12 protein-coding genes are annotated in these 14,556 nt (G+C 72.2%); 6 read left to right on the forward strand and 6 right to left on the reverse strand.

Features of this window, described 5'->3' with window-relative positions:
• Nucleotides 1-945 carry a GDP-L-fucose synthase family protein gene (locus ADK52_RS10490; RefSeq protein WP_053689472.1) on the reverse strand — a complete coding sequence of 315 codons (945 nt, stop codon included), beginning with the start codon at nucleotides 943-945 and terminating at the stop codon, nucleotides 1-3.
• 206 nt (nucleotides 946-1,151) lie between these two features.
• Between ADK52_RS10490 and gmd the strand changes: the two genes are divergently transcribed.
• The 4 genes from gmd to ADK52_RS10510 all read left to right on the forward strand — a co-directional run bounded on the left by gmd (nucleotide 1,152) and on the right by ADK52_RS10510 (nucleotide 6,285).
• Entirely contained in the window at nucleotides 1,152-2,165 is a 1,014-nt protein-coding gene (gene gmd, locus ADK52_RS10495; RefSeq protein WP_030159241.1) for a GDP-mannose 4,6-dehydratase, read from the forward strand.
• 245 nt (nucleotides 2,166-2,410) lie between these two features.
• Entirely contained in the window at nucleotides 2,411-5,191 is a 2,781-nt protein-coding gene (locus tag ADK52_RS10500) for a DUF7594 domain-containing protein (RefSeq protein ID WP_053689473.1), read from the forward strand.
• Nucleotides 5,192-5,273: 82 nt separating this feature from the next.
• Nucleotides 5,274-5,951 carry a hypothetical protein gene (locus tag ADK52_RS10505; RefSeq protein ID WP_053689474.1) on the forward strand — a complete coding sequence of 226 codons (678 nt, stop codon included), beginning with the start codon at nucleotides 5,274-5,276 and terminating at the stop codon, nucleotides 5,949-5,951.
• A gap of 121 nt (nucleotides 5,952-6,072) precedes the next feature.
• A complete protein-coding gene (locus ADK52_RS10510; protein ID WP_030857282.1) occupies nucleotides 6,073-6,285 on the forward strand; it encodes a DUF6458 family protein in 213 nt (70 codons plus the stop codon).
• 4 nt (nucleotides 6,286-6,289) lie between these two features.
• Here the strand turns inward: ADK52_RS10510 and ADK52_RS10515 are convergent, their stop codons facing one another.
• Nucleotides 6,290-7,405 (reverse strand): glycosyltransferase, encoded by a 1,116-nt coding sequence (locus tag ADK52_RS10515; RefSeq protein WP_053689475.1) that lies wholly within the window; start codon nucleotides 7,403-7,405, stop codon nucleotides 6,290-6,292.
• A complete protein-coding gene (locus ADK52_RS10520) occupies nucleotides 7,402-7,986 on the reverse strand; it encodes a WcaF family extracellular polysaccharide biosynthesis acetyltransferase (RefSeq protein ID WP_053689476.1) in 585 nt (194 codons plus the stop codon). Before ADK52_RS10520 ends, ADK52_RS10515 begins: the two co-directional genes overlap by 4 nt.
• Before the next feature lie 115 nt (nucleotides 7,987-8,101).
• Between ADK52_RS10520 and ADK52_RS10525 the strand changes: the two genes are divergently transcribed.
• Complete coding sequence (locus tag ADK52_RS10525) at nucleotides 8,102-9,622, forward strand: hypothetical protein (protein WP_420714839.1); 1,521 nt, start codon at nucleotides 8,102-8,104, stop codon at nucleotides 9,620-9,622.
• Between the two features lie 29 nt (nucleotides 9,623-9,651).
• Here ADK52_RS10525 and ADK52_RS10530 read toward each other — a convergent pair whose 3' ends face one another.
• Genes ADK52_RS10530 through ADK52_RS10540 form a run of 3 tightly spaced genes read right to left on the reverse strand, consistent with a single transcriptional unit; the run spans nucleotide 9,652 to nucleotide 13,867 of the window.
• Entirely contained in the window at nucleotides 9,652-10,875 is a 1,224-nt protein-coding gene (locus tag ADK52_RS10530) for a hypothetical protein (RefSeq protein ID WP_053689477.1), read from the reverse strand.
• The gene (locus ADK52_RS10535) at nucleotides 10,872-12,665 is read right to left on the reverse strand and encodes a lipopolysaccharide biosynthesis protein (protein ID WP_053689478.1); all 1,794 of its coding nucleotides are present in this window, start codon (nucleotides 12,663-12,665) and stop codon (nucleotides 10,872-10,874) included. The genes ADK52_RS10530 and ADK52_RS10535 overlap by 4 nt, the downstream gene beginning before the upstream one ends.
• A complete protein-coding gene (locus tag ADK52_RS10540; protein WP_053689513.1) occupies nucleotides 12,662-13,867 on the reverse strand; it encodes a glycosyltransferase family 4 protein in 1,206 nt (401 codons plus the stop codon). The genes ADK52_RS10535 and ADK52_RS10540 overlap by 4 nt, the downstream gene beginning before the upstream one ends.
• Nucleotides 13,868-14,039: 172 nt before the next feature.
• Between ADK52_RS10540 and ADK52_RS10545 the strand changes: the two genes are divergently transcribed.
• Nucleotides 14,040-14,510, forward strand: a complete 471-nt coding sequence (locus ADK52_RS10545) for an adenylyltransferase/cytidyltransferase family protein (protein WP_030857296.1) — start codon at nucleotides 14,040-14,042, stop codon at nucleotides 14,508-14,510.
• Nucleotides 14,511-14,556 lie beyond the last annotated feature (46 nt).

Here is a 14,556-nt window from a genome sequence, read left to right on the forward strand (position 1 = left end):
TCAGCCCTGCTCGCGCCACCACCGGTAGGTGGCGGCGATCCCGTCCCGCAGCCCGATCTCCGGCTTCCAGCCCAGCGAGGTCAGGCGGGTGACGTCGAGGAGCTTGCGCGGCGTGCCGTCCGGCTTGGACGTGTCCCAGGCGAGCCGGCCGCGGAAGCCGGTCACGTCGGCGACGGTCTCGGCGAGGGCCTTGATGGTGAGGTCCTCGCCGCAGCCGATGTTCACCGGCTCGTCCCCGTCGTAACTCCCCAGCAGCACCGCGCAGGCGGCCGCCAGGTCGTCCACGTGCAGGAACTCGCGGCGCGGCGTGCCGCTGCCCCACAGCGTGACCTCCTCGCGGCCCTCGGCGGCGGCCTCGTGGAAGCGCCGGATCAGGGCGGGCAGCACGTGCGAGGTCTCCAGGTCGAAGTTGTCGCCCGGGCCGTAGAGGTTCGTCGGCATCGCCGAGATGTACGAGGCCCCGTACTGCTTGCGGTACGACTGGACCTGGACGATCCCGGCGATCTTCGCCAGGGCGTACGCCTCGTTCGTCGGCTCCAGCGGGCCCGTCAGCAGGGCGTCCTCGCTGATGGGCTGCGGGGCCAGCTTCGGGTAGATGCAGGAGGAGCCCAGGAACAGCAGCCGGCCGACCCCGGCGGCGTGTGCGCCGCCGATGACGCTGAGCTGGATCTTGAGGTTGTCCTCCAGGAACTGCACCGGGTAGGTGCTGTTGGCCATGATCCCGCCGACCTTGGCCGCCGCCAGCACGACGGCGTCGGGGCGGACGTCCTTCAGGTACGCCTCCGTGGCGGCGGCGTCGCGCAGGTCGAGGTCGGCGCGGCCCCGGGTGAGCACCTCGTGGCCGTCGGCGGTGAGCCGGCGGGCGACCGCGGAGCCCACGAGGCCGCGGTGGCCCGCGACGAAGACGCGGGCGTTCGGGGGCAGGAGCGGCAGCGAACTTGTCATACCGCCGATGATGCCAGTCCGCCACCGCAGGGTGCGGAGGAGGTCCGGCCGCCGGACGGGGCCGCCTGCCCGCCGCCAGCGGAATCCGGGCGAAGGGGGCGGGCGCGGGCCGTGTACGGTACGCATCCAGCCTCGTACGGGTGGGGCGGCTGGGGCGGGGCCCCGCTCACCAGAACAGACCGACACGATCCCCAGGGGGACCCCAGATGGGCAAGACCGCACTCATAACCGGCGTCACCGGGCAGGACGGCTCGTACCTCTCCGAGCTGCTGCTCTCCAAGGGCTACACGGTGCACGGCCTGGTGCGGCGGTCCTCCAGCTTCAACACCGAGCGGATCGACCACATCTACCAGGACCCGCAGACCGCCAACCGGTCCTTCGTCCTGCACCACGCCGACCTCTCCGACGGCGTCGCGCTCGTGAACCTGCTCCGCGAGATCCGGCCCGACGAGGTCTACAACCTCGGCGCCCAGTCGCACGTGCGGGTGTCCTTCGACGCCCCCCTCTACACCGGGGACGTGACCGGCCTCGGTGCCCTGCGCCTCCTGGAGGCGATCCGGGCCAGCGGTGTGGACACCCGGATCTACCAGGCCTCGTCCTCCGAGATGTTCGGGGCCACCCCGCCCCCGCAGAACGAGAAGACCCCGTTCCACCCGCGCAGCCCGTACGGCGCCGCGAAGGTGTTCGCGTACTGGACGACGGTGAACTACCGCGAGGCGTACGACATGTTCGCCGTCAACGGGATCCTCTTCAACCACGAGTCCCCGCGCCGCGGCGAGACCTTCGTGACCCGCAAGATCACCCGCGCGGTGGCCCGGATCAAGGCCGGCCTCCAGGAGCACCTCTACCTGGGCAACCTCGACGCGGTCCGCGACTGGGGTTACGCCCCCGAGTACGTGGACGCCATGTGGCGGATGCTCCAGCAGGACGAGCCGACCGACTACGTCGTCGCCACCGGCGTGGCCGCCACGGTCCGCGAGTTCGTCGAGTCCTCCTTCGCCCACGCGGGCCTCGACTGGGCCGAGCACGTGCGCTACGACCCGAAGTACGAGCGCCCCAGCGAGGTCGACGCCCTCATCGGCGACGCCTCCAAGGCCAATGAACTGCTTGGCTGGAAGCCGACGGTCCTCGTGGCCGAGCTGGCCCAGATCATGGTCGACGCAGACATCCGGCAGGTCGAGGACCAGCTGGCGGGCGCGACGGTCCGCATCGACCGCTGAAGGCCTTATATTTCCCCTACGATTTGCCGTGTCCCGGTCATCTCCACTGGTATCGGTGGGTGTGGCCGGGGCAAACCTGTCGTATGTCCGCTGTGCGCCCTCCCACCTGAACCGTTCATTCCAAGTTGGTATGCAATGGGTCAAGGGAGGTGACCGGGTCCTCGCAGGAGCCCTAGTCTGCGCCAGTACATATGGCTGTTCGGATAGTTCAAGCCATCAAACCGGGCGATTGCCCTGGGGGGCTCATGCGTAGATCCAGAGGGCTGACTGCTGCCCTCGTCCTGTCACTGGCCGGCGCCGGCACCGGCATAGGTCTGGTGCTGATGCCCGAGGCGTCCGCCATCACGCCTCCCGTGGCATTCACCGCCGACGAGCTGCCCACCTGGCAGCCCAACGGCGTCGTCTTTGCGATGGCCGAGGCCAACGGCACCGTCTTCGCCGGCGGCACCTTCTCCGCCGTCCGCCCGCCCGACGGCGCCAGCGGCGCGGAGCAGGAAGCGGTCAACTTCGTGGCGCTCGACGCCGCGACGGGCAACCCGACCTCGTGCAAGCTCGCCTTCACCATCGGCGACGGCAGCGCGACCGTGCGCGCCCTCGAGGTCTCCAAGGACAAGAAGACCCTGTACGCGGGCGGCTACTTCGGCGCCGTCAACGGCACCCCGGTCTCCAGCATGGCCGCGATCGACATCGCGACCTGCACGCCCAAGGCCGCCTTCCACCCGGGCTTCCCCGCCACCGTGCGCGGTCTCGCCGTCTCCGACGACACCGTGTACGCGGCCGGCGACTTCGGCACCGTCGAGGGCCAGACCCGCGAGCGGTTCGCCGCCGTGGACGCCGGCTCCGGTGCGCTCAAGCCCTTCACCGCCAACGCCGACGAACCCGGCCGCGCGGTCGAGGTCACCCCGGACGGCAAGAACGTCCTGCTGGGCGGCGACTTCTTCGACGTCAACGGCAAGAGCACGCACGCCCTGGCCGTCGTGAACGCCACCACCGGCGCGGTCACCAAGACGTACAGCAACATCCCGTCGAACTCCGTGGTCAAGGACATCGCCACCGACTCGACCGGCTTCTACACCGGCAACGAGGGCTCCGGCGGCGGCGTCTTCGACGGCCGCATCGGCCTGAACCTCAGCGACTTCAGCGAGAAGTGGCGCGACCGCTGCCTCGGCGCCACCCAGGCCGTCCTGCCGTACGACGGAGTGCTCTACAGCTCCTCGCACGCGCACGACTGCTCGCTGGAGGGACAGTTCCCCGACGGCAAGCGGAACTTCTTCAACGCGCAGCTGACCGACTACGAAGGCGCCGCCCCCGCGCCCGTGGACGGCTTCGTGCGCAGCCCGCGCAAGCTCGGCTGGCACCCCACCGCCAACGACGGCATCGGCGAGGGCATCGGCCCGCGCGCGATGACCATCGCCGAGAAGAACGACGTCAAGTACATGTGGGCCGGCGGTGAGTTCACCGCCATCAACGGCAAGCCGCAGCAGGCGCTCACCCGCTTCGCCTCCACCGGCGACGTCGGCGCGCCGACCACCCCGGTCGCGAGCGCCGGCAGCGTCAAGCCCGGCGAGGTCCAGGTCCGCTGGCGCACCAGCTACGACGCCGACGACAGCAAGCTGACGTACCGGATCTACCGCAACGGCTCGTCCAGCCCCATCGCCACCGTCGCCGCCGATTCCCTGGAGTGGCAGCGTCCGCAGGCCTCCTGGACCGACACCACGGTCAAGGCCGGCCAGTCGTACACCTACCGCGTGACGGCCACCGACGCGGCGGGCAACACCAGCGCCCTGTCGGCCAACGCCGCGGTCACGGTCCCGAGCTCGGTCCAGTCGTACCCCAACCAGGTCCGCGCCGACGGCGCCACCCTGTACTGGCGCTACGACGACACCGTCAGCCCGTACGTCGCCGACTCCTCGGTCTCCGGCAACACCAGCGGCGTGCAGCTCAACGCCCCGGCCCTGCGCCAGACGCCCGGTGCGATCAGCGGCGCCAGCACGGCGATGGGCTTCAACGGCACCAGCCAGCAGGTGTACAGCGACCACCGCCAGACGGTGGGCAGCGCGTTCGCGGTCGAGACCTGGTTCAAGACCAACACCACGCGCGGCGGCAAGCTGATCGGCTTCGGCAACAACACGGACCGCACCAGCGGCTCGTACGACAAGCAGATCTACATGACCAACACCGGTCGTCTGGTCTTCGGCGTCAGCAACGGCTCGGCCCGCACCATCACCACCGGCCTGTTCGACACGTACAACGACAACAAGTGGCACCACGTCGTCGGCAGCATGGGTGCCGGTGGCATGGAGCTGATCGTCGACGGCCAGAGCAAGGGCACGCTGAACAACGTCACCAGCTCCGTCTCGTACGAGGGCTTCTGGCACGTCGGCGGCGACAACCTCAGCGGCTGGACGTCCAGGCCGACGAGCAACTTCTTCGCCGGCCAGATCGACGAGACGGCCGTCTACCCGAAGGCGCTCACCGCGGCCCAGGCCAAGAGCCACTACGACCTGGCCAAGGCGCCGACCGACTCGGTCTCCAAGGTCTCCGCGACCGAGGACACCTACGTCAACCAGGGCGCCCCGAGCGCCGCCAACGGTGCGACCACCTCGCTGGCCGTCCGCGGCACGTCGGCGTACGAGACGTACCTGCGCTTCAACCTGCCGGCCGCGCCGGCCGGGCAGGTGCTGAAGTCCGCCTCGCTCCAGATCAAGACGTCGACCCAGGCGAACGCCGGTACGGCCGACAAGATCTCCGTGGTCCCGGTCACCGGCACCTGGAGCGGCGCGAGCACGACGTTCAACACCAAGCCGGCCCTCGGCACCACCGAGCTCGGCGCGTTCGCGAGCGTGCCGGACGGCTCGGCGATCCAGAGCACCCCGCTGGACACCGCCGCGCTCACCCCGGTGCTGGGCAGCGGCTACAGCCTGGCCCTGACGAGCACGGGCACCGACCCGCTGTGGATCTGGTCCATGGAGTCGACGGCGGCGGACGCCGCTCCGCAGCTCGTCCTCACCTTCGGCCCGAAGTAACCGCGTAGACGGATGCGGGGCCCGGCGTGAAACACAGCCGGGCCCCGCACCCCTATCCCACGTAACAACAGGAGCCCCAAAGATGTACCGACGCTCCGCTGCGGCTGCTGTTCTGCTGGCCGCGGCTCTGACCCTGACCGCCTGCAGCTCGGGCGGCGACGGCAAGGCCGACGCCGAGGCCGCGAAGCCGAAGCCGCCGGCCGCGTCCTCGGTCCCGGACCCGGCGGACGCCTCGGCGGCGCCGGTCTCTCCCGACGCGAAGCCGACCGGCCCGGTCCTGCCGGACGCGAAGCTCACCCCGAAGACGGGCAGCTTCAAGCCCAACGAGAAGCAGTACCTGAGCGGTCGGGTCCCGGAGAAGATGGACCCGGCGGCGGTCCTCCAGACCGGCCAGGAGGCCTGCCAGCGGGTGGAGCGCACCGCGAAGCGCGACAAGGACGCGGCGACCGGGGCCATCGTGGCCGGGGAGATCCCGGGGGCGAAGGACGCGATCACGTACCTGTGCCCGGAGCAGAAGCCGATCCTGGACGCGGCGTCCAAGGGCTTCGCCGACGGCACCCGCCAGTCGCCCGCGGCGGGCACGTACCGGGCGCTGACCCAGGCCACGACGTGCACCTGGGAGGCGAAGGGCAAGGACGGCGCGGTCCTGGCCTCGGGCCCGGAATCCGCCCCGAAGCCCGGCGACAAGATCACCGCCGCGATCCCCGCGGGCACCGCGACCTTCACCTCGACGGCCTGCTACGCCTGGATCCCGGCGTAACCTCCCCGCCGCACACGCGAACGCCGCCCCCAGCCCGAACTCCGGGCCGGGGGCGGCGTTTTCGCATCCGCTTCCCGGGTAGCCGCGCCGTCAGACGACCACGACTGCGGAGGCGAATCACATGGGAGGCATCGGCGGCTGCATCGCGCTGATCGTGGTGGGGGCCATCCTCACCTTCGCGACGGACTGGAAGATGGAGAGCGTCAACCTCGACGTCGTCGGGCTGATCATGATGGCGGCGGGCGCCATCGGCCTCGCCGTCTACGCGAGCGTCTTCAAGCGCCGCCGCGCGGCGGCCCTCCCGGTGGTGGACGAAACCCACCGCGAGCTGTAGCCCGTCAGCGCAGGGCCTTCTCGTAGACCGGGAGGAGGGTGTCGAGGACGGCTTCCATCGAGAAGGAGTCCGCGGCCAGCCTGCGGGCCGACTCCCCGGCCTTGGCGTTCTCGGCGGGGTCCAGGAGGGACAGGACGGCCTCCGCCACGCCCGCGGGGCCCGGGGTGACCGCTCGGCCGGCGCCCGCGGTGGCGATGTCGCGGGCCAGGCCGTTCGAGTGCGTGACCACGGACGGGACGCCGACCGAGAGGGCTTCCAGGACCGACATCGGGAACGGCTCGTCCACCGACGGGAGCACGTAGACGTGGGCCCGGCGCAGCTCCGCCAGGACCTCGGCGGTCGACAGCGCGCCCGGGACCGTGAAGCGGGACGTGAGCCCCAGTTCGGCGATCCGCGCCCGGACCGCCGCGAGCTCGCCCTCGTCCGGGCCGGCCACCACGAACTCCGCGTCCGGGTGGGCCGCCAGGACGGCCGGGGCCGCGTCCACGAAGTCCACCGGGCGCTTACGGGCCTGCAGGCGCGCCGAGTACAGGAGGCGCGGGGGACCGGCCGGGGCGGGCCGCTCCTCCTGTGCGGGCGTGCCGTTCACCAGCCGGACGGCCCCGGCGAGCGGGCCGCCCACCACCGCGTCGAGGCCCTCCCGTTCGTGCGGTGTCAGGTACAGCACCGCGTCCGCGCCGCGCAGCAGCCTCCGTACGGCCACCGCATCCAGCACCTTGGCCAGCGCCTTCTCGCTCGGGTCCACCATGCCGTGGGTCTGCAGCACCAGCGGCTTGCCGGCCCGCAGGGCCGCGAGGGCCACCGGCAGGGTCACCAGGTCCCGCGCCAGGTGGACGTGGACCACGTCCGCGTCCCGGACCAGCCGGCCCGCCGAGGCCAGCAGGGCCGGCGAGGTCATCCCGCTGAAGCCCAGCGGGAGGATGCGGCGGGCCGGGAACAGCTTCGCCGGCACCCCCTCCACCGAGGTCGGCCACGGATCGGGGAAACCCTCGCCGAGCGCCAGCAGACCGGCCTCGTGGCCGCGCGCCCGCAGCCCCTTGGCCAGGTTCAGCGCGACCCGGACCGGCCCGCCGAACGCGTGCGAGGGGGAGTGGAGCGTGACGGCGTGCAGGACTCTCACTTGGGCTCCTCGGCCTTGGACTCGCCGGCCCGGGTCTGGTCGGCCTTGGGCTCCTCGACCGGGCGGCGCTGTCCGTCCATCGTCTGCAGGGTCAGTGCAGGAAGGTTTCTGTGGACCACCGATCCGGCGCCCGCCACCGCGCAGCGGCCCACCGTGACCCCGGCCAGCACGGTCGCCCGTACGGCCACCCACGCACCGTCCTCGACCACGATCGGCGCGTTGCGGTAGCGGAAGTCGGCGGCCCGGTGGTCGTGCGAGCCGGTGCAGAGCATGGCCTCCTGCGAGATGCAGACGTTCGCCCCGATGGTCACCGGCTCCAGGTTCAGCAGCCAGGCGCCCTCGCCGATCCAGGTGTGATCGCCGACGGTGAGCTTCCACGGCCACAGCACCCGTACCCGGTGCCGGATCAGCACGCCCTCGCCGATCCGCGCGCCGAACGCGCGCAGCAGCGCCACCCGCAGCCGGGCCGGGCAGAACCACGCCATGAACAGCGTGTTCATGACGGCGAACCAGAGCGCCTGCGTCAGCAGCCCGCGCCCCTTGTCGTATCCGGCCAGGGTGAAGGCAGGAAGATCACGCAACTGTCGCCCCTCATCGTGCGCTGCGGGCTCGTCGCGCTCCGCAGGCGCGCCTCCCCGGGCGCCGCCCGCTCAGACTAGACTGCGCGCGGACCAGGCACATGGGGTGGGGGCAGCAGTGGCAACGGACATACGCAAGCCCTCGGTGACCCCGCCGGTTCCGCCCGTCCCCGAGCCGGAGGACGTCCACCGGTGGGGCCGGGTCACCACCCCGCGCACCCTGCTCTCGCGCGCCCTGTCCGTCCCGCTCATCCTCGGCTTCACCGTCTTCCTGCCGCTGATCGTCGCCGTCCAGTCGGGCGACGGGCAGCGCGACGCCGCCTTCTGGCTCCAGCTCCTGCTCACGATGTACGCGGGAGCCCGGCTCTCCGCGATGGTCCTGACCAGCCGGCGCAAGCTGCTCCAGGGCTCCTTCTGGCTCTTCGTCTACATGGCGATGGGCGTGGCCCCGCTCGCGCAGGCCGTCCTCGGCCGGGTCCCGACCCCCGTGGTCGGCCCCCGCTCCGACCTCACCGTCGCGATCGGCCTGGTCCTGCTCGGCTGCACGGCGTTCGACGTCGGCGTCCTGCTCGCCCGCCACCGGCCGACCGGGCGGGCCGGCGGCTCCCCGAGGGAGCCGCGGCCGGTCATGGCCCACCGGCGCCGCCTCCAACTGCTCACCGCGATCTCCTTCCTGTGCAGTGCCGCGTTCATCATGAAGCTCGGCGGCCCGGCGGTGTTCTTCTCCAGCCGCCAGGAGATCATCGCGGGCATCGAGGAGGCGGGCGTCTCCAACGGCGACGGCCAGGCCGGCCAGGCCCTGCTGCGCGGCTTCGGCACGGTCCCGGCGCTGCTCGCCCTGCTGCTGTACACGCGCTGGCTGATCACCTCGACGTACGCCCGCCGCAAGGTGTCGATCATCGTCACCTGGGGGGCGCTGGCCCTGCTCAACCTGGTGGTCAACAACCCGATCTCGAACCCGCGGTACTGGTTCCTCACGGTCATGTTCGCGCTGCTGTTCACCGTCTTCCCGGTGAGCGCCGCGATGTACCGGGTGGCGCTGTCGATGGCCGTGGTGATCGCCCTGCTCGTGTTCCCGTTCGCGGACCGCTTCCGGTACGACGAGAAGAACTACAAGCCGGTCGAGACGACGTCGTTCCTGGAGCCGATGGCGCTCAAGGACTACGACCAGATCGGCATGTTCGCGAACACCATCACGTACTCGAACTCCGGGCCCGGGCACCTGTACGGGCGCCAGCTCGCGGGATCCGTCTTCTTCGCGGTGCCGCGCTCGGTCTGGCCGGGCAAGCCGAAGGACACGGGCGTCATGGTCGGCGAGTGGATGGGGACGGTCAACACCAACCTCTCGTCGCCGATCTGGGCCGAGCTGTGGCTGGACTTCGGCCCGCTGGGCATGGGCGCCGGGCTCCTGGGCGTGGGGTACGCGGCGGCCCGGGTGGACCGCCGCTACGCGAAGCGCGCCACGCGGCGCTCGCCTCCGGGCAGCCTGATCTCGGTGGTGGTCCCGCTGGTCGCGGGCTACTCGTTCATCCTCCTGCGGGGCCCGCTGCTCCAGGCCTCCGGCCGAGTGGCGATCGCGGCCCTCTGCCTGGCGCTGGTCGCGACGTACCGCCAGGACAAGACCACCGTCCTGCGCTAGACGTCGTCGCTGAGCGAAAGCCCGGCAGGTCAGGCCGCGGTCGTCACCGGCGGCTCCGGCGCGCGGGCCGGGATCCGCGAGACGCGGTGCCAGGCCGCCGCGGCCTTCAGGGCCGAGCCCGCCGCCAGGCCCCAGGCGGCGCCGGCCACGCCGGCCACGGCGTAGCCGCCCAGCAGCAGCGCCACCGACAGCAGCGAGAACACCACTTGCAGGGAGAGCGTCGCCTTCGGGTTCAGCACCCGCAGGGTCAGCAGGGCGCACGTGCCCAGGCCCATCACCGCGTACTGGGCCCCCGTGGCGGGGAGCAGGGCGGACGCCGCCGCCCACGTGTCGCCCAGCAACTCCCGGCCCAGGCCGTCGGGCAGCGCGTACAACGCCGTTCCCCAGCCGGCGCCCAGCGCCGCCAGCGCGCCGCCCATCGCCGCCGTCAGCCGGACCACGCCGCGCTTGCCCGACGCCCGCCCCACCACGGGCGGGCCGAACGCGTTCGCCGAGTTGAACAGCACGTTCAGCGGCCCGAACAACGTTGTCGCGCCCCGCAGCGCGCCCACGGCCAGCGGGGTCGCGAACAGGCCGAGCCCCAGCACCGCCAGCTGGCTGGAGCCGTTGCCCACCGCGAACTCGACCACGAACCGCTGCCCCAGGTGCCCGCGCCGCAGGTACGGCCGCAGGTCGGCCACCGAGCCCCGGACGTACGGACGCAGGAGCCAGAGCCCCAGCGCGAGCGCCGGAAGCGCCGAGACCCCCCACACCAGCACCAGCCGCCCCGCCGAAGCCCCTTCGGGCTGGAGGAGCAGCGCCGCGACGACGCACACCAGCCGCAGCGCGTCGGCGGCCAGCGCCCGCTCGGGGGTGCGCAGCGCGGAGAAGCAGTACCGCAGCCCGTCCTGGACGAGGACCAGCGGCAGTACGAGGCCCAGCGCGAGGAAGGCCCAGCCGCCGGCGCCGGGCACGGCGAGGCCGACCACGGCCAGCGCCGCGCCCGCGGCCGCCGAGGCGGCCCCGGTGAACGCGAGGCCCGAGCGGCAGACCGCGCCGAGGCGGTCCTCGTCCTTCTCCAGCACCACCGTCTGGCCGACGTACGCCATGTTCAGCCCGAGGAGCACGCTGAACGTCACGTACACCATCGAGAAGTCGGCGAAGCCGGACGCCGAGGAGAGCCGGGCGGCCAGCACCAGCACCAGGATGTTGGTGGCGCTGGACGCGGCCTGGTCCAGGACCGAGGAGACGGCGGCGAGGCCGCGCCGGCTCACCTGCGGCCCATGCGCACCGTGCGCAGGGCCACCGTGTCCGTCCCGTCGCCCGGGATGTGCTGCTCGGGCTCGGCCTGGCGGTGCGTCTGCTGCCCCTGCTGCCCCTGGTTCGGCTGCCGCGTGAGCGGCTGCGCCTGCGGCGGGGACGGCCGGGAGGCCTGCGCCGGGGCGGCGGACGCGCCCTTCGCCTTGCCGCCGCGGCCGCCCCGGCCGCGCTTCTCGCCCGGCAGCGGAGCGTGCAGCACCGCGCCGAGCACCGTGCCGCCGGCGCCGCTGATCAGCTCGCGGATCCGGGACAGGTCGCTGCGGTGGACGGCGCGCGGGTCGCAGACGACCAGGACGCCGTCGACGCGGTCGACGAGCGCGAGGGCGTCGGCGTACGAGAGCACGGGCGGCGCGAGCACGACGACCGTGGAGTTGGGGGAGTCGGCCTCGGAGATCAGCCGGGTGGCGCGCGCGGAGGTCAGCGCGCGGGGCACGTTGCGCACCGGCTCGCCCGGGATCAGGTCGAAGGCGCCCGACTCCCCGGCGTCGACGACGAGCTGGCGTCCGTCGGGCCACTCGGAGTCGCCGTGGGCCGCCGGGCCGCCGGCCGCGCCGCCCTGCGCCTGGCTCCAGCGCGGCCGCCCGCCGGCGCCGGTCGGCAGCTGGCTGGCCAGGACCGGCGTGCGCAGATCGGCCTCGATGAGCAGGACGTCCTTGCCGGTCTCCGCGAAGGAGGCGGCCAGGTTCACCGCCGCCGCGGCGGCGGTCTCGCTGCTGCCGCGCGGGGCGACGACCAGCAGGCGGCGCCGGTCGGCGAAGCGGGAGTCGTAGGCGAGCCGGAAGGCCACCGAGCGGAACTCCTCGGCGAGCCGGGGGTCCTCCTCGCCGGCCGCGAGCAGCGGCCCGCCGCCGGTCTTGGAGCGCGGGAGGTAGCCCAGTACGGGCGCGCGCAGGGCCCGCGCGACATCGCCCTCGGAGCGCGGCGCGGGGTCGAACACGAGCCGCACCCATGCGGCGAGCAGGCCCAGGGCGAGGCCCACGGCCGCGCCGAGCGCCAGCGACATCACGAGGCCCGGGCCGTCGGTGTCGGACGGCGGTGTCGCGGGGCTGGTGACCCGGCCCGGGCTCATGTCCAGGGCCTGGAGCTTGGCGATGTTGCTGTTGAGGGTGTTGACCTTGCTCTGCAGGTCGGTCTTCGAGGCGTACGCGGCGTCGCGGCCCGTGCCGGCCGGCATGGCGTTGATCTGCTTGACGAGCTCGTCCAGGTTCTTGGCGACCGGGTCGCGCTGGTCCTGGTAGCCCTTGACCATCTTGTCGCGCGTGACGTCGAGGGAGTCCTGCCGCTTGAGCAGGTACGCCTCGGTCATCGCGTTGGCGCGGGTGGCGGCCTCCTTGGCGGAGGACGCGGTGTACGTGAAGCGCAGCACCATCGTCTGCGGCGGGTTGGTCACCTGGAGGCCGCTGCGCAGGCCGGCGAAGTCCTTCGCGGTCACGCCGAGCTTCTTCGCGGCCTCGTTGGCTATGGAGGAGCTGAGCGCGACCTGCCGCTCCGAGCCGATGTTGATCGCCTTGTCGGGAGCGAGGCTCGGGTTGAACGGGTCGTCGGTGGGCGCGCGCAGCACGATGTCCGCGGTGGCGACATAGGTGTCGGACGTGGATATGCCGAGGTAGACGCCGCCCAGCAGGCCGATGCCGACACCCGCCCCGAGGAGGCGGCGGTAGCGCAGGAGCTGTTTGAACTGGTCCCTGAGGAGGTCCGGTTCGTCCTCCGCCGGGACCGACGCGGGGCGGTTGGTCTCGATCACGGCTGCGGACCCCCAAGTGCTTCGTCTATCAGTGCGTCGATGCGGGCCAGACCCGCGTCACGGCTCAAGTGGGCCGCCACGTGCCGCGGCCCGGCCGCCCCGAGCGCATCCGCGCCCTCGGGGTCCTCGGCGAGGGCCCGTACGGCCTTCAGCAGGGCGTGGGGGTCCTCCGGTGGTACGAGCACCCCCGCGCCCGAGCGTTCCACTTCCTGGGCCGTGCCGCCCTCCGCCGCCACGGACGCGATGACGGGCCGGCCCGCCTGGAAGTAGGAGGTCAGTTTGGACGGCACGCTCATGTCGAGCACGGCCGCGTGCTGCGTCACGGCGAGCACGTCCGCCGCCGCGAGGATATCCGGGAACTCTCCGTCGGCGGCAGGGGGGATGATGTCCAGATTCGGCACGTCCGCCGCGAGGTCGGCCAGGGCCGAGCGCTGACTGCCGTCGCCCATGAGGACGAAACGGACACCCGGATCCAGGCGGGCGGCGCCCACGAGCACTTCGAGGCCCTGCTTGAGGCCCATGTTCCCGGAGTGCAGGACGACCGGCTCGCCGGGAGCCCAGCCGAGGTGGCGCCGGGTCTGGCCGCGCGGCCGGGTCGGCTGCGGGACGTGGGACCAGTTGGGCACGAGGCGGATCTTCTCCGGGTCCACGCCCATGCCGACGACCCGGTCCACGAAGGTCTCGTGGATGACGCCGACCAGCGTGGCCCGCTTCAGGGCGTACGCCTCCGCGCGCCCGGCGACCGCGGCCGCCTTGTCGCCGCCGCTGATCCCGCTCTGCGCGGCGGCCGCGCCCATCAGGTCCTGGACGACGGGGATGAACGGGACCTTCCAGCGGGCGGCGAGCCGGGCCGCGAGGACCCCGCCGGCCAGGCTGGGCATCTGGGCCATGACCGCGTCCGGGCGCGGCATCCGGGGCGGGGCCACGGCCCCGTGCAGCAGAATCGATCCTTCAAAAAGGGCCCGCTTGACGGCGGTCTGGCGGGGCGGCACGGTGTGCGCACGCCGGTGCACTGTGACCCCCGCGCGCCGTTCCGTGCGCCGGAGCGCCCCCTTGTACTCCGGCTCCAACGACCACGACGGGTAGTGCGGCATGCCGGCGAGCACATGGGTGTCGTGGCCGAGATCCGCCCAGTGCTCCGCGATCTGGGTGGCGTACGGCCCAATCCCCGCGTGCTCGGGAGCGTAGTTGGTGGAAACCAGCAGTAGGCGCCGGTGACCGGATCTCGACACTGAACGTCCCCTTCTCCCCAGGATGATGCGCACGTCACCCTATTCGTTCACCGACAGCCTGCGGAACGTGCACGCTATTGTCTGCTAATCCGCCACACCGGGGGGTGTGGTCGCTGGGGGGTAACTCATGACGGAGCGCGACATGTCCGACCTTGGCGCACCTGCGCACAGACCGTACCGAGTGGGGTACGCCCCAGGTGCGTACGATCTGTTCCATATCGGACATCTCAATATCCTTCGGCACGCCCGGAGTCAGTGCGACTACCTGGTCGCCGGAGTGGTCTCCGACGAGATGGCGGAACTGGCCAAGGGACGGCGTCCGATGATCCCGCTCGTGGAGCGGCTGGAAATCGTCCGCAGCGTCCGTTACGTGGACGCGGCGTTCGTCGAAACGGTCCCGGACAAGGTGGAGACCTGGAAGCAGGTCCGCTTCGACGTGATCTTCAAGGGCGACGACTGGAGGGGCACTCCCAAGGGCGACAAGCTGGAGAAGGACTTCGCCGCCGTCGGCGTCGACGTCGTCTACTTCCCCTACACGGTGCACACCTCCAGCACCCAGCTGCGCCGGGCCCTCGACGCGCTGTCCGAGCCGCTCAGCGCGGAGCGGCGCTGAGCGGACGGGCGCCGAGCGGACGGGCGCCGAGCGGGCTCGGGAAGCC

It is taken from the genome of Streptomyces sp. WM6372 (assembly GCF_001279655.1).
Classification (GTDB): domain Bacteria; phylum Actinomycetota; class Actinomycetes; order Streptomycetales; family Streptomycetaceae; genus Streptomyces.

Coding starts and splice junctions, on each gene's coding strand:
- ADK52_RS10490 (WP_053689472.1), bottom strand. CDS start 945: ATGACAAGTTCGCTGCCGCTCCTGCCCCCGAACGCCCGCGTCTTCGTC.
- gmd (WP_030159241.1), top strand. CDS start 1,152: ATGGGCAAGACCGCACTCATAACCGGCGTCACCGGGCAGGACGGCTCG.
- ADK52_RS10500 (WP_053689473.1), top strand. CDS start 2,411: ATGCGTAGATCCAGAGGGCTGACTGCTGCCCTCGTCCTGTCACTGGCC.
- ADK52_RS10505 (WP_053689474.1), top strand. CDS start 5,274: ATGTACCGACGCTCCGCTGCGGCTGCTGTTCTGCTGGCCGCGGCTCTG.
- ADK52_RS10510 (WP_030857282.1), top strand. CDS start 6,073: ATGGGAGGCATCGGCGGCTGCATCGCGCTGATCGTGGTGGGGGCCATC.
- ADK52_RS10545 (WP_030857296.1), top strand. CDS start 14,040: ATGTCCGACCTTGGCGCACCTGCGCACAGACCGTACCGAGTGGGGTAC.